The sequence below is a fragment of the Xylophilus sp. Leaf220 genome, from assembly GCF_001421705.1.
Classification (GTDB): domain Bacteria; phylum Pseudomonadota; class Gammaproteobacteria; order Burkholderiales; family Burkholderiaceae_C; genus Xylophilus.
The window spans coordinates 1-18,277 of the sequence record NZ_LMKO01000015.1; the positions used below are offsets into that span (position 1 = coordinate 1).

The following is an 18,277-nucleotide window of genomic DNA, read 5'->3' on the forward strand; positions in this document are numbered from 1 at the left end:
GCGACAACGTGTCGATCACCGTCAAGCTGATCAACCCCATCGCCATGGAAGAAGGCCTGCGCTTCGCCATCCGCGAAGGTGGCCGGACCGTCGGCTCCGGCGTGGTCGCGAAGATCATCGCCTGATTGAAGAGTTAGAGGGGTATAGCTCAATTGGCAGAGCGTCGGTCTCCAAAACCGAAGGTTGTAGGTTCGATTCCTACTGCCCCTGCCACCTGAGGTGGCCCACACCAAGCCCGTCATGATCTGACGGGCTTCCGTGTCTTCAGGGACACGTTTCATATACGAGGAATGCAAGCCGCCATGGCGACGTCGCAAGTTGAAACCGTAAGCACCGGAGCCGACAAGGCCAAGTTGGGCCTGTCCGTTGCGCTGGTGCTTGCTGCGCTGGCGGGCTTCTACCTGCTGAGCCGCCAGGGCGCACTTGCGCAGTGGGCCGTGCTGCTCGTGGGGCTGGCCGCCGCCGCCGCGGTGTTCTTCGTGTCGGAACATGGCCGCCAGCTGATCGCCTTCGGTCGCGACGCATGGCGCGAAGTGAAGAAGGTCGTCTGGCCGACCCGCAAGGAAGCGATCCAGATCACCGCCTACGTCTTCGCTTTCGTCGTGGTGATGGCGCTGTTCCTTTGGCTGACTGACAAGACGCTGGAGTGGGTCTTCTACGACCTGATCCTGGGTTGGAGAAAATAAATGACCGACGCCGTTGAGAACATTCCCGGTGACGGCGAAGCGGTCGCCGCTGCCACGCCGGCCAACCCGGACATGCGTTGGTACATCGTCCATGCTTATTCGGGCATGGAGAAGGCGGTCGAGCGCAACATCGTCGAGCGGATCAACCGCGGCGGCATGGAAGCCAAGTTCGGCCGCATCCTGGTACCTACCGAAGAAGTCGTCGAAGTCAAGAACGGCCAGCGCAAGACGACCGAGCGCCGTCTGTTCCCTGGCTACGTCTTCGTCGAGATGGTGATGGACGACGAGTCCTGGCACCTGGTGAAGCACACCAACAAGGTGACCGGCTTCGTCGGGGGCGCCAAGAACCGTCCGGCCCCGATCTCGGAAGAAGAAGTCCAGAAGATCGTCAGCCAGATGCAGGAAGGCACCGACAAGCCCCGCCACAAGGTGGAGTTCATCGTCGGCGAGTTCGTGCGCGTCAAGGAAGGTCCCTTCACCGACTTCAACGGTTCGGTCGAAGAGGTCAACTACGAGAAGAGCCGGGTGCGGGTGTCCGTCACCATCTTCGGCCGCGCGACGCCTGTCGAGCTGGAATTCGGCCAGGTCGAGAAGACCTGACCCCCGAAGCAGGCCTTGGCCTGCTGCCGTCATTCGTATCCCGCGCTTCGTTGGACCCGGCGCGGGTGTTCTCTCGAAAGGGTCCGCAAACCCCGGGGAGCGGTCTGCCACACGGCGGCCGCGCTATCACCCGCAAGGAGTAAAAAGCCATGGCGAAAAAAATCGTCGGTTTTGTCAAGCTGCAAGTGCCAGCGGGCAAGGCCAATCCATCGCCCCCCATCGGCCCGGCCCTGGGTCAGCGCGGCCTCAACATCATGGAGTTCTGCAAGGCGTTCAACGCCCAGACCCAAGGTGTCGAGCCCGGCCTGCCACTGCCGGTGGTGATCACCGCCTTCGCGGACAAGAGCTTCACCTTCATCATCAAGACGCCGCCTGCGACGACCTTGATCAAGAAGGCCATCAAGCTCGACAAGGGTTCGCCCGTGGCGAACAAGCAGAAGGTCGGCAAGATCACGCGCGCCCAGCTCGAAGAGATCGCCAAGACCAAGCTCAAGGACATGAACGCCGCCAGCATCGACGCCGCAGTGCGCACGCTGGCCGGCTCCGCCCGCTCGATGGGCGTGACCGTGGAGGGCCTCTGAGATGGCTAAGTTGACCAAGAAGCAAAAGTCCCTGCAAGGCAAGGTCGAGTCGACCAAGCTGTACGCCCTGAGCGATGCACTGACCATCGTCAAGGACGCGGCGACCGCCAAGTTCGACGAATCGATCGACGTGGCCGTGCAGCTCGGCATCGATGCGAAGAAGTCCGACCAGGTCGTGCGTGGCGCCGTCGTGCTGCCGAACGGCACCGGCAAGACCAAGCGCGTCGCCGTGTTCGCCCAGGGCGCCAAGGCTGAAGAAGCCAAGGCCGCCGGCGCCGACATCGTCGGCATGGACGATCTGGCTGCGATGGTGAAGGCGGGCGACATGCCCTTCGACATCGTCATCGCCGCACCCGACGCGATGCGCGTCGTCGGTACGCTGGGCCAGATCCTCGGTCCACGCGGCCTGATGCCCAACCCGAAGGTCGGCACGGTCACCCCCGACGTCGCCACGGCAGTGAAGAACGCCAAGGCCGGTCAGGTGCAGTTCCGCGTCGACAAGGCCGGCATCGTCCACAGCACCATCGGCCGTCGCTCGTTCGACTCCGACAAGCTGCAGGGCAACCTGGCCGCGCTGATCGACGCGCTGACCAAGGCCAAGCCCGCCACCAGCAAGGGTGTCTACCTGCGCAAGGTGGCCGTGTCCTCGACCATGGGCCTCGGCGTTCGCGTCGACACCCAGACGATCGCGGCCGCGTAAAGACGGAATTCGGGTGGCCTCCGCGGGCCGCCCGGTGGTGGGCCGGCGCAGACGTCGCGAGACGGAGGCGCCGGGCCATCCAAGACCGCTGGTGTGCAGATGGCTGCACTTAATCGCCTCGTCGGCCAGCGCAGATGGCGATCCCGCTGCAGATGGATTTTTTCCCGAAACAGTTGGTCGCTGAAAGAAGAATGTGGGCGAGGGCCCAGTGCCCGATCCCACTTTTTAAGGAGTAGACCTTGAGTCTTAATCGCAGTGAGAAAGAAGCGGTCGTCACCGACGTTACCAGCCTCGCCGCTAAAGCTCAAACGCTCGTGATTGCGGAATACCGTGGCATCACGGTCGCCGACATGACGAAACTGCGCAACGACGCGCGCAGCAAGGGTGTGAGCTTGAGTGTTCTGAAGAACACGCTGGCCCGCCGTGCTGTCGCCGGTAGCAGCTTCGACGTGCTCATCGACCAGATGACCGGCCCGCTGATCTATGGCTTCTCCGAAGATGCCGTGGCCGCCGCGAAGGTGGTGGCCGATTTCGCGAAGACCAACGACAAGTTGGTGATCCGCGGCGGCGCTTTCGGTGGCAAGACCCTGGACGTCAACGGCGTGAAGCAACTGGCCAACATCCCTTCCAAGGAAGTGCTGCTGGCCCAGCTGCTGGGCTTGATGCAATCCCCGATCTCGCGTACGGCCCGTGTGCTGGGCGCGCTGGCGGAAAAACGTGGCGAAGGCCAGGCTGCACCGGCAGCCGAGCCCGAAGCAGCCGCGGCTTGAACCAAACTAGTTTTAGGAAATCACAATGGCATTCGATAAAGACGCATTCCTGACCGCGCTCGACAGCATGACGGTCCTCGAGCTCAACGAACTGGTCAAGGCCATCGAAGAGAAGTTCGGCGTGTCCGCCGCAGCAATGTCGGCACCGGCCGCCGGCGGCGGCGCCGCTGCGCCTGCAGCCGAAGAAAAGACCGAATTCAACGTCGTGCTGCTCGAAGCCGGCGCGAACAAGGTGTCGGTCATCAAGGCCGTGCGCGAAATCACCGGCCTGGGCCTCAAGGAAGCCAAGGACCTGGTCGACGGCGCTCCGAAGAACGTCAAGGAAGGCATCGCCAAGGCAGACGCCGACGCAGCCAAGAAGAAGCTGGAAGACGCTGGCGCCAAGGTCGAACTCAAGTAATTCGACATTTGTGCCGAGGCTGGGGTGTCCGAAAGGCCCCCAGCCTTTTGCCGCTTATGCAAGCGCGCTGTAGAGCACACCAGAGAGCCGCAACGTCTGCGGCTCCCTAGTGTCTTCTGAGCCCCCGACAGCAGAAGATGCCTTGGTTCGGGCGATGTGCAACGCATCGCCGTCCGCCATGGTTGGTAGTGGCCAACCACCAAGCCCCTCGCGCGTGCCGTGCCGCGCTAGGGGTTCAGTCGTCGAAGGACTCATGTCTTTGCCCGGAGATCTCATGGCCTATACCTATACCGAACGCAAGCGCATTCGCAAAAGCTTCGGCAGCCGCGACAGCGTGCTGGAAGTCCCCTACCTGCTGCAGATGCAAAAAGACGCCTATACGGCGTTCCTGCAAGCCGACGTAGGCCCCAAGAAACGCACCGTCGAAGGCCTGCAGGCCGCTTTCGACGCGGCTTTCCCGATCGTTTCCCACAACGGTTTCGTGGAAATGAAGTTCGTCGAGTACAACCTGGCCAAGCCGGCGTTCGACGTGCGCGAATGCCAGACCCGCGGCCTGACCTTCGCCTCGGCCGTGCGGGCCAAGGTGCAGCTGATCATCTACGACCGCGAGTCCTCGACCAGCCAATCGAAGGTCGTCAAGGAAGTGAAGGAGCAGGAGGTCTACATGGGCGAAGTGCCGCTCATGACCGACAAGGGCTCGTTCATCATCAACGGCACCGAGCGCGTCATCGTCTCGCAGCTGCACCGTTCGCCCGGCGTGTTCTTCGAGCACGACAAGGGCAAGACCCACTCGTCGGGCAAGCTGCTGTTCTCGGCCCGCGTGATCCCCTACCGCGGTTCGTGGCTCGACTTCGAGTTCGATCCGAAGGACATCCTGTACTTCCGGGTGGATCGTCGCCGCAAGATGCCGGTCACGATCCTGCTGAAGGCCATCGGCCTGAACCCTGAATCGATCCTGGCGAACTTCTTCGTCAACGACAATTTCCGCCTGATGGACAGCGGCGCGCAGATGGAGTTCGTCGCCGAACGCCTGCGCGGCGAAGTCGCCCGTTTCGACCTGACCGACAAGGCCGGCAAGGTCGTGGTCGCCAAGGACAAGCGCGTCACCGCCCGCCACACCCGCGAGCTGGAAACGTCGGGTACGACGCACATCAGCGTGCCGGAAGACTTCCTGATCGGCCGCGTGGTCGCCCGCGACATCGTCGACGGCGACACCGGCGAGATCATCGCCAAGGCCAACGACGAGCTGACCGAAGTGCTGCTGAAGAAGCTGCGCTCCTCGGGCGTGAAGGACCTGCAGGTCATCTACACCAACGAACTCGACCAGGGCGCCTACATCTCGCAGACCCTGCGCACCGACGAGACGGTCGACGAGTTCGCCGCCCGCGTGGCCATCTACCGCATGATGCGGCCCGGCGAGCCGCCGACCGAGGACGCGGTGCAGGCCCTGTTCCAGCGCCTGTTCTACAACCCGGACACGTACGACTTGTCGCGCGTCGGCCGGATGAAGTTCAACGCCAAGATCGGCCGCAACGAATCCACCGGACCGATGGTCCTGACCAACGAGGACATCCTCGCTGTCGTGAAGATCCTGGTGGACCTGCGCAACGGCAACGGCGAAGTCGACGACATCGACCACCTGGGCAACCGCCGAGTGCGCTGCGTGGGCGAACTGGCCGAGAACCAGTACCGCACCGGCCTCGCCCGTATCGAAAAGGCCGTGAAGGAGCGTCTGGGCCAGGCCGAGCAGGAGCCGCTGATGCCGCACGACCTGATCAACTCCAAGCCGATTTCCGCGGCGCTGAAGGAGTTCTTCGGTGCGTCGCAGCTGTCGCAGTTCATGGACCAGACCAACCCGCTGGCCGAGATCACCCACAAGCGCCGCGTGTCGGCGCTTGGCCCGGGCGGTCTGACTCGCGAGCGTGCCGGCTTCGAAGTGCGCGACGTGCACGTGACCCATTACGGCCGCGTCTGCCCGATCGAAACGCCCGAAGGCCCGAACATCGGCCTGATCAACTCGCTGGCCCTGTACGCCCGCCTGAACGAATACGGCTTCATCGAGACGCCGTACCGCCGCGTGGTCGACAGCAAGGTGACGATGCAGATCGACTATCTGTCGGCCATTGAGGAAGGCAAGTACGTCATCGCCCAGGCGAACGCCGCGCTGGACAAGGACGGCACGCTCACCGGCGAACTCGTGTCCGCACGGGAAGCCGGCGAGTCGATCCTGGTCGCCGCCGACCGCATCCAGTACATGGACGTGTCGCCGGCGCAGATCGTGTCGGTGGCCGCCTCGCTGGTGCCGTTCCTCGAGCACGACGATGCCAACCGCGCACTGATGGGCGCCAACATGTCGCGCCAGGCCGTGCCCGTGCTGCGTCCGGAAAAGCCGATGGTCGGCACCGGCATCGAGCGCGTCGCGGCGGTGGATTCCGGCACGGTGGTCACGGCCAACCGCGGCGGCGTGGTGGACTATGTCGATGCCACCCGCATCGTGATCCGCGTCAACGACGCGGAAGCCACGGCGGGCGAGGTCGGCGTGGACATCTACAACTTGATCAAGTACCAGCGTTCCAACCAGAACACCAACATCCACCAGCGTCCTATCGTCAAGAAGGGCGACAAGCTGGAGAAGGGCGACGTGATCGCCGACGGCGCGTCGACCGACCTGGGCGAGATCGCCATCGGCCAGAACATGCTGATCGCGTTCATGCCGTGGAACGGCTACAACTTCGAGGACTCGATCCTGATCAGCGAACGTGTCGTCTCCGAAGACCGCTACACCTCGATCCACATCGAGGAGCTGGTGGTCATGGCGCGCGACACCAAGCTGGGCGCCGAGGAAATCACCCGCGACATCCCGAACCTGGCCGAGCAGCAGCTCAACCGCCTGGACGAGTCCGGCATCATCTACGTGGGTGCCGAAGTCATGCCCGGCGACACGCTGGTGGGCAAGGTCACGCCGAAGGGCGAGACCACGCTGACGCCGGAAGAGAAGCTGCTGCGCGCGATCTTCGGCGAGAAGGCGTCCGACGTGAAGGACACCTCGCTGCGCGTGGACCAGGGCTCGCAGGGCACCGTGATCGACGTGCAGGTGTTCACCCGCGAAGGCATCCAGCGCGACAAGCGCGCCCAGCAGATCATCGACGATGAGCTCAAGCGCTTCCGCCTCGACCTGAACGACCAGCTGCGCATCGTCGAAGCCGACGCGTTCGACCGGATCGAGAAGCTCCTGACCGGCAAGACGGCCAACGGCGGCCCGAACAAGCTGGCCAAGGGCAGCAAGCTCGACAAGGCCTACCTGACCTCGGTCGAGAAGTTCCACTGGTTCGACATCCGTCCGGCGGAAGACGAAGTGGCGACCCAGCTCGAGTCGATCAAGAACTCGCTCGAGCAGACCCGCCACAGCTTCGACCTGATGTTCGAAGAGAAGCGCAAGAAGCTCACCCAGGGCGACGAACTGCCGGCCGGCGTGCTGAAGATGGTCAAGGTCTACCTGGCCGTCAAGCGCCGCCTGCAGCCCGGCGACAAGATGGCCGGCCGCCACGGCAACAAGGGTGTCGTGTCCAAGATCGTTCCGGTCGAGGACATGCCCTACATGGCCGACGGCACGCCGTGCGACATCTGCCTGAACCCGCTGGGCGTGCCTTCGCGGATGAACGTCGGCCAGGTGCTGGAAGTGCACCTGGGCTGGGCCGGCAAGGGCATCGGCCAGCGCATCGGCGACATGCTGCAGGCCGAGGCCAAGGCGGCCGAGCTGCGCAAGTTCCTCGAGGAGCTCTACAACAGCTCGGGCCGCTCCGAAGACCTCTCCAAGCTCAGCGACGAAGACGTGCTGGCGATGGCGGGCAACCTGACGAACGGCGCCACCTTCGCCACCCCGGTGTTCGACGGTGCGAGCGAGGAAGACATCCGCGGGATGCTGAAGCTGGCCTATCCGGAAGACATCGCCAAGGCCAAGGGCCTGACGGTTACCCGTACCCAGGCCCACCTGATCGACGGGCGCACCGGCGAGCAGTTCGAGCGTCCGACGACCATCGGCTACATGCACTTCCTGAAGCTGCATCACCTGGTGGACGACAAGATGCACGCCCGCTCGACTGGACCGTACTCGCTGGTCACGCAGCAACCGCTGGGCGGCAAGGCCCAGTTCGGCGGCCAGCGTTTCGGTGAAATGGAAGTGTGGGCGCTGGAAGCCTATGGCGCGTCCTACGTGCTGCAGGAAATGCTGACGGTGAAGTCCGACGACGTGCAGGGCCGTACCAAGGTGTACGAGAGCATCGTCAAGGGCGAACACGCCATCGAGGCCGGCATGCCGGAATCGTTCAATGTGCTGGTCAAGGAAATCCGTTCCCTGGGCCTGGACATCGAACTCGAACGTTCTTAATCGAAGGGACTAGGTTTATGAAGTCACTACTCGACCTGTTCAAGCAATTCACGCCGGACGAGCATTTCGATGCCATCCGCATCGGCATGGCATCGCCAGAGAAGATCCGCTCGTGGTCTTTCGGCGAAGTCAAGAAGCCGGAGACCATCAACTACCGCACGTTCAAGCCCGAGCGCGACGGCCTGTTCTGCGCCAAGATCTTCGGCCCCATCAAGGACTACGAGTGCCTGTGCGGCAAGTACAAGCGCCTGAAGCACCGCGGCGTGATCTGCGAGAAGTGCGGCGTGGAAGTCACGCAGACCAAGGTGCGCCGTGAGCGCATGGGCCACATCGACCTGGCCGCACCCTGCGCGCACATCTGGTTCCTGAAGTCGTTGCCGTCGCGTCTGGGCCTGGTGCTCGACATGACGCTGCGCGACATCGAACGCGTGCTGTATTTCGAAGCCTACGTCGTCACCGACCCCGGCATGACCCCGCTCAAGAAGTTCGGGATCATGTCCGAGGACGACTACGACGCGAAGCGCAAGGAGTACGGCGACGAGTTCATCGCCAAGATGGGCGCCGAGGGCATCAAGGACCTGCTGGAAGCCATCGACATCGACCTGTCGATCGAGCGCCTGCGCGGCGACCTGACCGGCTCCGAAGTCAAGGTGAAGAAGAACGCCAAGCGCCTGAAGGTGCTGGAAGCGTTCAAGAAGTCGGGCATCAAGCCCGAGTGGATGGTGCTCGAGGTGCTGCCGGTGCTGCCGCCGGACCTGCGTCCGCTCGTTCCCCTGGACGGCGGCCGCTTCGCGACCTCCGACCTGAACGACCTCTACCGCCGCGTCATCAACCGCAACTCGCGCCTGCGCCGCCTGCTGGAGCTGAAGGCTCCGGAAATCATCGCGCGCAACGAGAAGCGGATGCTGCAGGAAGCCGTCGACTCCCTGCTCGACAACGGCCGTCGCGGCAAGGCGATGACCGGCGCCAACAAGCGCGCCCTCAAGTCGCTGGCCGACATGATCAAGGGCAAGTCGGGTCGTTTCCGCCAGAACTTGCTGGGCAAGCGGGTGGACTACTCCGGCCGTTCCGTGATCACTGTGGGCCCGACGCTCAAGCTGCACCAGTGCGGCCTGCCGAAGCTGATGGCGCTCGAGCTCTTCAAGCCCTTCATCTTCTCGCGCCTCGAAGCCATGGGCATCGCGACGACGATCAAGGCCGCCAAGAAGGAAGTCGAATCCGGCACGCCGGTGGTCTGGGACATCCTGGAAGAGGTGATCAAAGAGCACCCGATCATGCTCAACCGTGCGCCTACGCTGCACCGCCTGGGCATCCAGGCGTTCGAGCCGATCCTGATCGAAGGCAAGGCGATCCAGCTGCATCCGCTGGTCTGCGCGGCCTTCAACGCCGACTTCGACGGCGACCAGATGGCCGTCCACGTGCCGCTGTCGGTGGAAGCGCAGATGGAAGCCCGCACGCTGATGCTCGCCTCCAACAACGTGCTGTTCCCGGCATCGGGCGAACCGTCGATCGTGCCGTCGCAGGACGTGGTGCTGGGTCTGTACTACACGACCCGCGACCGCATCAACGGCAAGGGCGAAGGCCTGGTGTTCTCGGATACCGGCGAAGTGCAGCGCGCATTCGACGCGGGCGAGGTCGAACTCACCGCCAAGATCAGCGTGCGCCTGACCGAATGGACCAAGGACAAGGCCACCGGTGAATTCGTGCCTTCCACCTCGCTGGTGGACACGACCGCCGGCCGTGCGCTGCTCTCCGAGATCCTGCCGAAGGGCCTTCCGTTCGCCAACATCAACAAGGCGCTGAAGAAGAAGGAAATCTCCAAGCTCATCAACGTGAGCTTCCGCAAGTGCGGCCTGAAGGAGACGGTCGTCTTCGCCGACAAGCTGCTGCAGAACGGTTTCCGCCTGGCCACCAAGGCCGGTATCTCGATCGCGATCGACGACATGCTGGTGCCGCCCGAGAAGGCCAGCATCATCGAGCGCGCCGAGAAGGAAGTGAAGGAAATCGCCCAGCAGTACTCGTCGGGTCTGGTGACCTCCGGTGAGCGCTACAACAAGGTGGTGGACATCTGGGGCAAGGCCGGCGACGAAGTGTCGAAGGTGATGATGGCCCAGCTCTCGAAGCAGAAGGTCATCGACCGCCACGGCAAGGAAGTGGACCAGGAGTCCTTCAACTCCATCTACATGATGGCCGACTCGGGTGCGCGCGGTTCCGCCGCGCAGATCCGCCAGGTGGCCGGCATGCGGGGCCTGATGGCCAAGCCCGACGGCTCGATCATCGAGACGCCGATCACCGCGAACTTCCGCGAAGGCCTGAACGTGCTGGAGTACTTCATCTCCACCCACGGCGCCCGTAAGGGTCTGGCCGACACGGCGCTGAAGACGGCGAACTCGGGCTACCTTACCCGCCGTCTGGTGGACGTGACCCAGGATCTGGTCGTGACCGAGGAAGACTGCGGCACGCACCAGGGCTCGGTCATGCGCGCCATCGTCGAAGGCGGCGAAGTGATCGAGTCGCTGCGCGACCGTATCCTGGGCCGTACCGCGGCCGACGAGGTGCTGCACCCCGAGAACCGCTCGGTGCTGGCACCGGCCGGCACGCTGCTGGAAGAAGACCTGATCGACGAACTCGAGGCCGCCGGCGTCGACGAAGTCAAGGTCCGCACCGCGCTGACCTGCGAGACCCGCTTCGGCATCTGCGCCAAGTGCTACGGCCGCGACCTGGGCCGTGGCGGCCAGATCAACCTGGGCGAGGCGGTCGGTGTGATCGCCGCCCAGTCGATCGGCGAGCCTGGCACCCAGCTGACGATGCGGACCTTCCACATCGGTGGCGCCGCATCCCGTGCGGCCGTCGCTTCCAGCGTGGAAGCCAAGTCGAACGGCGTGATCGGCTTCAACGCCACGATGCGCTACGTGAGCAACACCAAGGGCGACCTGGTGGTGATCGCGCGTTCGGGCGAGATCGTCATCCAGGACGAGCACGGCCGCGAGCGCGAGCGCCACAAGGTGCCGTACGGTGCCATCCTGGCGGTCAAGGCCGACCAGACGATCAAGGCCGGCCACATCCTGGCCAACTGGGACCCGCTGACCCGTCCGGTGATCACCGAGTTCGCCGGCCAGGTGAAGTTCGAGAACGTCGAGGAAGGCCTGACGGTCGCCAAGCAGGTGGACGAAGTGACCGGCCTGTCGACCCTGGTCGTGATCGATCCGAAGCGCCGCGGCTCCGCCAAGGTGGTGCGCCCGCAGGTCAAGCTCATCGACGCTAACGGCGCCGAAGTGAAGATCCCGGGCACCGACCACTCGGTGACCATCGGCTTCCAGATCGGCTCGCTGATCCAGGTGCGCGACGGCCAGGACGTGGGTCCGGGCGAAGTGCTGGCGCGTATTCCGGTCGAAGGCCAGAAGACCCGCGACATCACCGGCGGTCTGCCCCGCGTGGCCGAGCTGTTCGAAGCCCGTTCGCCGAAGGACAAGGGCATGCTGGCGGAAATCACCGGCACGGTCTCGTTCGGCAAGGAGACCAAGGGCAAGGTCCGCCTGCAGATCACCGATCCGGACGGCAAGGTCTGGGACGAGCTGATCCCCAAGGAGAAGAACATCCTGGTGCACGAAGGCCAGGTGGTCAACAAGGGCGAGTCCGTGGTGGACGGCCCGGCCGATCCGCAGGACATCCTGCGCCTGCTGGGCATCGAAGAGCTGTCGCGCTACATCGTCGACGAAGTGCAGGACGTCTACCGCCTCCAGGGCGTGAAGATCAACGACAAGCACATCGAAGTGATCGTGCGCCAGATGCTGCGCCGCGTCGTGGTCGAGAACGCGGGCGATTCGGGCTACATCAACGGCGAGCAGGTCGAGCGTTCGGAAATGCTCAACACCAACGACCGCCTGCGTGGCGAAGACAAGGTGCCGGTGACCTACAACAACCTGTTGCTGGGCATCACCAAGGCGTCTCTGTCGACCGATTCGTTCATCTCGGCGGCGTCGTTCCAGGAAACGACCCGCGTGCTGACCGAGGCGGCCATCATGGGCAAGCGCGACGAGCTGCGCGGCCTGAAGGAGAACGTCATCGTCGGCCGCCTGATCCCCGCAGGTACCGGCATGGCGTACCACGATGCGCGCAAGGTGAAGGACCAGATGGACGAGGCCGAGCGCCGTGCCATCACCGAAGCCGAAGACGCCGAACTGGCCGGCCTGGGCGACAGCTCGGTCGCCGACACGGCCGACACCAGCGAAGGTGCCGCGGCAGAGTAAGCACTGCTGCCGCTTCCGGCTGAAAGCCCCCGTCCGCCGCCTCGGCGGGCGGGGGCTTTTTTCCTGCGGTCGTTTTTGGAGATACTTCGGCGATGTTCCAAAGTCTGTGGTGGTGGTCGGTCCTGGCGGTCGGCCTCTTCTGGTCGGTCGGTGCGCACAACCGGCTGGTCCGCTTGCGCGGCGCCGTGCTGCAGGCCTTCGGCCTGCTCGATGCGCGGATGCAGGCCTGGGTCGCGATGGCCCAGACGCCCACGGTGCCGGCACCGCTGCCGGTACCAATGTCGGTCGACGCGGCGGAACGCGCCTCCGACGGGCCGGCGGAGGCCGCCGACGCCCCGCCCGCCGACGCGGCTCCGGCGCCGAGCCTCGCCACCCAGACACTCTGGATGGGGACCCATGCCGCGGCCCTGCAGCTCGGCAATTCGCTGGCCGCCTCGCGCGCCAAGCCGCTCGATCGCGAGGCGATGGCGGCCCTGACCGCCGCGCGCGAGGTGCTGCTGTCGGCCTGGCGGCGGCTGCTGCGCGAGGCGCCCGATTTTTCCGCCACCTTGCAGGCCGGCGGCATCCACGTCCTGTGGGACCAGCAGGAGACGCAGGTCCAGCTGGCCTGCGACGAGTTCAACCTGGCCGTGCAGCGCTACAACGCTGCGCTGGGCCAGTTCCCGGCTGCGCTTCTGGCATGGCTTTTTCGATTCCAGCCCGCGCGACCGATATGACGACACGCCCTTCGCTTCCTTCTTCCGCACCCGCTCCCCGCCCGGCGCGGCAGATTCCGCCCGGCGGCGCTGCCGGGGATGCCGGCCCGCGCGAGAGCATCGCCCTGTGGCAGCAGTTGCAGGCGGCCGCTCAGACGCTGGCGGCGGTGCGCGGCGGCCAGTCGGCACCGGTCGCGCTGCAGGCGGTGCCGTCAACTCTGCGCCCCGGCACCCGTGCGCTGGTCTCCCACGTGCTGCGCTGGCTGGGCCAGGCCGAGGCGCTGCGCCGCAAGCTGGCCAGCCGGACCCCGCCGCCGCTGCCCGACGCGCTGCTGTGTACCGCCCTGGCGCTGGTCTGGCGGGCCGAGGATGCGCCCTACGACGCCTTCACCCTGGTCGACCAGGCGGTCGAGGCTGCCAAGCGCAGCCCGGCGATGCGGGCCCAGTCGAGCTTCATCAACGCCTGCCTGCGCCGCTTCCTGCGCGAGCAGGAAGCGCTGGTCGCCGCCACTGCCCAGGAGCCGCTGGCGCTGTGGAACCACCCGCGCTGGTGGATCGACCACCTGAAGCACGACCATCCCCGGCAGTGGCAGGACATCCTGCGGACCAACAACACCCAGGCGCCGATGGTGTTGCGGGTCAATGCACGAAAAGCGACGGTAGCCGGCGTCCTGAGCCGGCTTCATGCTATGAATATAGGAGCAGAGCGCGTCGGCGCCCAGGGCGTGCTGCTGGCGCATGCGCTGCCGGTCGACCAGATCCCCGGCTTCCCGGAGGGCCACGTGTCGGTGCAGGACGCCGGCGCCCAGCTGGCGGCGCAGCTATTGCTCGGCGGGCTCGACCTGTCGAAGCCGCTGCGGGTGCTCGACGCCTGCGCCGCGCCGGGCGGCAAGACGGCGCACCTGCTGGAGATGGCGCCGGAGTGCGCGCCGCTGTCGGTGCTGGCGCTCGACATCGACCCGCAGCGCTGCGAGCGGATCCACGAGAACCTGGAGCGGCTCGGCCTGCAGGCGACGGTGGTGGCGGCCGACGCGCAGGAGCCGGCGCGCTGGTGGCCCCCGCACGGCGGCCAGCCGTTCGACGCCATCCTGCTCGACGCGCCCTGCACCGCATCGGGCATCGTGCGCCGCCACCCCGACGTGCGCTGGCTGCGGCGCGAGAGCGACATCGCCCAGCTGGCCATCGTGCAGGCCGGCCTGCTCGCCAAGCTCTGGCCGCTGCTCGCGCCGGGCGGCCGGCTGCTGTACTGCACCTGCTCGGTGTTCCGGGAAGAGGGCGAGCACCAGATCGAAGCGTTCCTTGCGCACAACATCGATGCGGCTTTGTGCCCCTCGCCCGGGCATTTGATTCCGCGCAATGGCGCGGGCCAGCGCTGGGTCCCGGACAATCTTCCCGGTGACCATGACGGATTCTTCTACGCCCTCCTGCAAAAGCATGCGCCTTGAGCGCCGCCTGCGGGCTTTCTCCGGTGCCCTGGGCGCCCTGGGGGCCGCGGCGCGCGGCCTGGCGGTCTCCTGCATGCTCGCCTGCTGCCTGCTGCTGGCAGGGCAGGCCCCCGCCTTCGCCCAGGCCCACAGCGTCGAGGTGCCGCAGCTGCGACTGGAGCGGGCCGACGACGGCCTCTACCTCTCGGCCACCCTGGGCTTCGAGCTGCCGCCGCTGGTGGAAGACGCGCTGTACAAGGGCATCCCGGTGTTCTTCGTGGCCGAAGCCGAGGTGCTGCGCGACCGCTGGTACTGGAGCGACCGACGCGTCGCCAATGCCGTGCGCTACATCCGCCTGGCGTTCCAGCCGCTGACCCGGCGCTGGCGGCTGAACGTGTCGCCCACGCCGATCGGCAATGCCGGGCTGGGCGTGGCGCTGAGCCAGAACTTCGAGGAGCTGCCCGAGGCGCTCGCCTCGATCCAGCGGCTGGCGCGCTGGCGCATCGCCGACCTGCACGACGTGGAGGCCGACGGCCGCTACAGCGTCGAGTTCCGGTTCCGGCTCGACACCTCGCAGCTGCCCCGGCCGCTGCAGATGGGCGTCATCGGCCGCTCCGACTGGAGCCTGTCCACCGAACGCAGCCTGCGCCTGCTGCCGGACGGCGAGTGATGCCCAGCACCCGCCGCACCGCCCACCACGACGATCCGCGCTATTCGCTGCTGCACTCGCGCGCCGCCCGCTGGGGCGTCGGCATCGGCGTCGCCACGATGGTGTCGATCGGGCTGGTGCTGCTCTTCCTGCTGACCCAGGCCACCAACAACCGGGCGCTGTACGAGCGCAACTACGGCCGCCTGTTCACGGTGAACGTGGTCGTCGCCGGCCTGCTGCTGGCGGTGATCGCCTGGATCGGCATGCGGCTGTACGGGCGGCTGCGGCGCGGCCGCTTCGGTAGCCGGCTGCTGATGAAGCTGGCGATCATCTTCGCGGTGCTGGGCTTCCTGCCGGGCATGCTGATCTACACCGTCTCCTACCAGTTCGTCTCGCGGTCGATCGAGAGCTGGTTCGACGTGAAGGTCGAAGGCGCGCTCGATGCCGGCCTGAGCCTGGGCCGCGCCACGCTCGACGCGCTGTCGAACGACCTCGTCGCCAAGACCCGCACCGCCAGCGCCCAGATCGCCAACCTGCCGGATGCCGCCGCCGGCCTGGCACTGGAGCGGATCCGCGACCAGATCGGCGCGAGCGACGTGGTGCTGTGGAACTCGCAGGGCCACCTGATCGCCAGCGCCGGCCAGTCGCGCTTCCAGCTCAACCCGGACCGGCCCGCGCCGCAGCTGCTGCGCAACGTGCGCAGCCAGCGCACCGCGTCGCAGATCGAGGGACTGGACGATCTCAGCCCCAACGCCGACATCTCCGGCGCCCGGGTCAAGGCCATCGTGCTGGTCAGTGGTACCGGCGTGGAACTGTCGCCCGAAACCCGCTTCCTGCAGGCCACCCAGCCGCTGCCGCCCAGCGTGGTCGCCAACGCGGTGGCGGTGCAGGAGGCCTACCGCGAGTACCAGGAGCGGGCCCTGGCCCGCGAAGGCCTGCGGCGTATGTACATCGGCACCTTGACGCTGAGCCTGTTCCTGGCCGTCTTCGGCGCGGTGCTGCTGGCGGTGCTGCTGGGCAACCAGCTGGCGCGGCCGCTGCTGGTGCTGGCCGAGGGCGTGCGCGAGGTCGCCGCCGGCGACCTGAGCCCCAAGGCGGCGCTGCAGGGCAAGGACGAGCTGGGCGGCCTGACCCGCGCCTTCGCCGACATGACGCAGCAGCTGTCGGAAGCCCGCAGCGCGGTCGACAAGAGCATGCTGCAGGTCGACACCGCCCGCGCCAACCTGCAGACCATCCTGGACAACCTCACCGCCGGCGTGATCGTGCTGGATGCGGACGGGCGCATCCTTTCCTCCAACCGCGGCGCCACCCGGATCCTGCGGGCGCCGCTGGCCGCGTCCGAGGGCCAGCTGCTGGCCGAGGTGGCCAACCTGGCCGATTTCGGCAAGGGCGTGCAGGCCCAGTTCCACAGCTTCCTGGGCGACCGGGAGCAGCACGGCATCGACCATTGGCAGCAATCGTTCGAGCTGCATGCCGGCGCCACCGGCCCGCAGCAGGACGCCACCACCGTCATCGCCCGCGGCGCCGAGCTGCCCGGCGCCGCGCGGCTGCTGGTGTTCGACGACATCTCCGAGATCGTCTCGGCCCAGCGCGCGCAGGCCTGGGGCGAGGTGGCCCGCCGCCTGGCGCACGAGATCAAGAACCCGCTCACCCCGATCCAGCTCTCGGCCGAGCGGCTGGCGATGAAGCTCGACGGCAAGGTCGACGCGGCCGGCCAGGCGGTGCTGACCAAGTCGGTCCGCACCATCGTCGAGCAGGTCGATGCGATGAAGCGGCTGGTCAACGAGTTCCGCGACTATGCCCGCCTGCCCGCCGCCGAGCTCGCGCCGGTCGACCTCAACGCCCTGGTCGCCGACATCCTGCACCTGTACGAGAACGACGGCGGCAGCGGCGTGCGGGTGCGGGCCGAGCTGGACGCGCAATGCCCGCTGGTGCTGGGCGATGCGCAGCAGCTCCGCCAGGTGGTCCACAACCTGGTGCAGAACGCCCAGGACGCCACCGAGGCGGCGCAGCGCAGCCCGGCGCCCGCCGTCGTGATACGCACCCGGCAGAGCGACACCACCGGGCGGGTGCGGCTGACGGTGATCGACGGCGGCACCGGTTTCAGCGAGAGTTTGCTCAAGCGCGCGTTCGAGCCGTACGTCACCACCAAGTCCAAGGGCACGGGCCTAGGCCTGGCCGTCGTGCGCAAGATCGCCGACGAGCACGGTGCCCGCGTCGACATCGCCAACCGGGTGGAAGAGGGCGAAACGGTCGGTGCACAAGTATCGTTATCATTGCCCCTCGCACCCGTGGCTGTCTGATCCGAGCCGAGGGTTCTGTTCACCCCCGTGGCCGTGGCTCGGTCAACGTGCATCTCCGCTATGGCAAATATCTTGGTGGTTGACGACGAACTGGGTATTCGGGACCTGCTCTCCGAAATACTCAACGACGAGGGCCATGCCGTCGAACTCGCAGAGAACGCCGCGCAGGCGCGCGCCGCGCGCGCCCAGGGCACTTTCGATCTTGTGCTGCTCGACATCTGGATGCCCGACACCGACGGCGTCTCGCTGCTCAAGGAGTGGGCCGCCACCGGCCTGCTGACCATGCCGGTCATCATGATGAGCGGCCACGCCACGATCGACACCGCGGTAGAAGCCACCCGCATCGGCGCCCACGCCTTCCTCGAAAAACCGATCACCCTGCAGAAGCTGCTGAAAGCGGTCGAACAAGGCCTGCAGCGCAGCGGCGACGCGGCCCGCAAGGCGGCCACCGTCGCCAGCGGCGGTGGTGCGGCGCCGAAGACCGCAATCTTGCCCGCTGCGGCGCTGGCACCCGCGGTGGATGCAGCCCATGCGGCAGACAACCTCGGAGGACCCGCCGACACGCTCGTCGCACCGGCTGCGGCAGACATGTCGGCCATCGCCCAGGCCGACCACGGCGCACCGCGCAGTGTCCAATCCTTCGACCTCGACCGCCCGCTGCGGGAAGCGCGCGACGGCTTCGAGAAGGCGTACTTCGAGTTCCACCTGAAGCAGGAAGCCGGCTCGATGACCCGCGTGGCCGAGAAGACCGGCCTGGAGCGCACCCACCTCTACCGCAAGCTGCGCCAGCTGGGCGTAGACCTGACCCGTGGCCGCCGCGCGACTTTCTGAT

General features: G+C 66.3%; 13 protein-coding genes, 1 tRNA gene and 1 pseudogene. All 15 read left to right on the plus strand.

Annotated elements, in window-relative coordinates:
- Positions 1-125 (plus strand): annotated as a pseudogene (locus tag ASE76_RS20005) (elongation factor Tu); the annotation flags it as partial.
- A gap of 12 nt (positions 126-137) precedes the next feature.
- Positions 138-213, plus strand: a tRNA-Trp gene (locus ASE76_RS11660).
- 89 nt (positions 214-302) lie between these two features.
- Positions 303-686: a preprotein translocase subunit SecE gene (gene secE, locus ASE76_RS11665; RefSeq protein ID WP_055839574.1), complete on the plus strand. Its 384-nt coding sequence runs from the start codon at positions 303-305 to the stop codon at positions 684-686.
- Positions 687-1,286: a transcription termination/antitermination protein NusG gene (gene nusG, locus ASE76_RS11670; RefSeq protein ID WP_055839505.1), complete on the plus strand. Its 600-nt coding sequence runs from the start codon at positions 687-689 to the stop codon at positions 1,284-1,286.
- 149 nt (positions 1,287-1,435) lie between these two features.
- A complete protein-coding gene (gene rplK, locus ASE76_RS11675; RefSeq protein WP_055839507.1) occupies positions 1,436-1,867 on the plus strand; it encodes a 50S ribosomal protein L11 in 432 nt (143 codons plus the stop codon).
- Between the two features lies 1 nt (position 1,868).
- Positions 1,869-2,567, plus strand: a complete 699-nt coding sequence (gene rplA, locus ASE76_RS11680; protein WP_055839510.1) for a 50S ribosomal protein L1 — start codon at positions 1,869-1,871, stop codon at positions 2,565-2,567.
- 239 nt (positions 2,568-2,806) lie between these two features.
- Positions 2,807-3,337, plus strand: a complete 531-nt coding sequence (rplJ, locus tag ASE76_RS11685) for a 50S ribosomal protein L10 (protein WP_055839513.1) — start codon at positions 2,807-2,809, stop codon at positions 3,335-3,337.
- Between the two features lie 25 nt (positions 3,338-3,362).
- Positions 3,363-3,737 (plus strand): 50S ribosomal protein L7/L12, encoded by a 375-nt coding sequence (gene rplL, locus ASE76_RS11690; protein WP_055839516.1) that lies wholly within the window; start codon positions 3,363-3,365, stop codon positions 3,735-3,737.
- A 274-nt stretch (positions 3,738-4,011) separates the two neighbouring features.
- Positions 4,012-8,124 carry a DNA-directed RNA polymerase subunit beta gene (gene rpoB, locus ASE76_RS11695; protein ID WP_055839518.1) on the plus strand — a complete coding sequence of 1,371 codons (4,113 nt, stop codon included), beginning with the start codon at positions 4,012-4,014 and terminating at the stop codon, positions 8,122-8,124.
- A gap of 17 nt (positions 8,125-8,141) precedes the next feature.
- The gene (gene rpoC, locus ASE76_RS11700) at positions 8,142-12,374 is read left to right on the plus strand and encodes a DNA-directed RNA polymerase subunit beta' (RefSeq protein ID WP_055839521.1); all 4,233 of its coding nucleotides are present in this window, start codon (positions 8,142-8,144) and stop codon (positions 12,372-12,374) included.
- 92 nt (positions 12,375-12,466) lie between these two features.
- Positions 12,467-13,090 (plus strand): LemA family protein, encoded by a 624-nt coding sequence (locus ASE76_RS11705; RefSeq protein WP_055839524.1) that lies wholly within the window; start codon positions 12,467-12,469, stop codon positions 13,088-13,090.
- Positions 13,087-14,514 (plus strand): 16S rRNA (cytosine(967)-C(5))-methyltransferase RsmB, encoded by a 1,428-nt coding sequence (gene rsmB, locus ASE76_RS11710; protein ID WP_082448397.1) that lies wholly within the window; start codon positions 13,087-13,089, stop codon positions 14,512-14,514. The genes ASE76_RS11705 and rsmB overlap by 4 nt, the downstream gene beginning before the upstream one ends.
- Positions 14,504-15,163 (plus strand): DUF4390 domain-containing protein, encoded by a 660-nt coding sequence (locus ASE76_RS11715; protein ID WP_055839527.1) that lies wholly within the window; start codon positions 14,504-14,506, stop codon positions 15,161-15,163. The genes rsmB and ASE76_RS11715 overlap by 11 nt, the downstream gene beginning before the upstream one ends.
- Positions 15,163-17,445, plus strand: a complete 2,283-nt coding sequence (locus ASE76_RS11720; protein WP_055839530.1) for an ATP-binding protein — start codon at positions 15,163-15,165, stop codon at positions 17,443-17,445. The genes ASE76_RS11715 and ASE76_RS11720 overlap by 1 nt, the downstream gene beginning before the upstream one ends.
- A 60-nt stretch (positions 17,446-17,505) precedes the next feature.
- Complete coding sequence (locus tag ASE76_RS11725; RefSeq protein ID WP_055839533.1) at positions 17,506-18,276, plus strand: response regulator; 771 nt, start codon at positions 17,506-17,508, stop codon at positions 18,274-18,276.
- Position 18,277 lies beyond the last annotated feature (1 nt).

What these genes read in the sequence shown, in the direction of transcription:
- secE (WP_055839574.1), top strand. Translation starts at nt 303, where the DNA reads ATGGCGACGTCGCAAGTTGAAACCGTAAGCACCGGAGCCGACAAGGCC.
- nusG (WP_055839505.1), top strand. Translation starts at nt 687, where the DNA reads ATGACCGACGCCGTTGAGAACATTCCCGGTGACGGCGAAGCGGTCGCC.
- rplK (WP_055839507.1), top strand. Translation starts at nt 1,436, where the DNA reads ATGGCGAAAAAAATCGTCGGTTTTGTCAAGCTGCAAGTGCCAGCGGGC.
- rplA (WP_055839510.1), top strand. Translation starts at nt 1,869, where the DNA reads ATGGCTAAGTTGACCAAGAAGCAAAAGTCCCTGCAAGGCAAGGTCGAG.
- rplL (WP_055839516.1), top strand. Translation starts at nt 3,363, where the DNA reads ATGGCATTCGATAAAGACGCATTCCTGACCGCGCTCGACAGCATGACG.
- rpoB (WP_055839518.1), top strand. Translation starts at nt 4,012, where the DNA reads ATGGCCTATACCTATACCGAACGCAAGCGCATTCGCAAAAGCTTCGGC.
- rpoC (WP_055839521.1), top strand. Translation starts at nt 8,142, where the DNA reads ATGAAGTCACTACTCGACCTGTTCAAGCAATTCACGCCGGACGAGCAT.
- ASE76_RS11705 (WP_055839524.1), top strand. Translation starts at nt 12,467, where the DNA reads ATGTTCCAAAGTCTGTGGTGGTGGTCGGTCCTGGCGGTCGGCCTCTTC.
- rsmB (WP_082448397.1), top strand. Translation starts at nt 13,087, where the DNA reads ATGACGACACGCCCTTCGCTTCCTTCTTCCGCACCCGCTCCCCGCCCG.
- ASE76_RS11715 (WP_055839527.1), top strand. Translation starts at nt 14,504, where the DNA reads ATGCGCCTTGAGCGCCGCCTGCGGGCTTTCTCCGGTGCCCTGGGCGCC.
- ASE76_RS11720 (WP_055839530.1), top strand. Translation starts at nt 15,163, where the DNA reads ATGCCCAGCACCCGCCGCACCGCCCACCACGACGATCCGCGCTATTCG.
- ASE76_RS11725 (WP_055839533.1), top strand. Translation starts at nt 17,506, where the DNA reads ATGGCAAATATCTTGGTGGTTGACGACGAACTGGGTATTCGGGACCTG.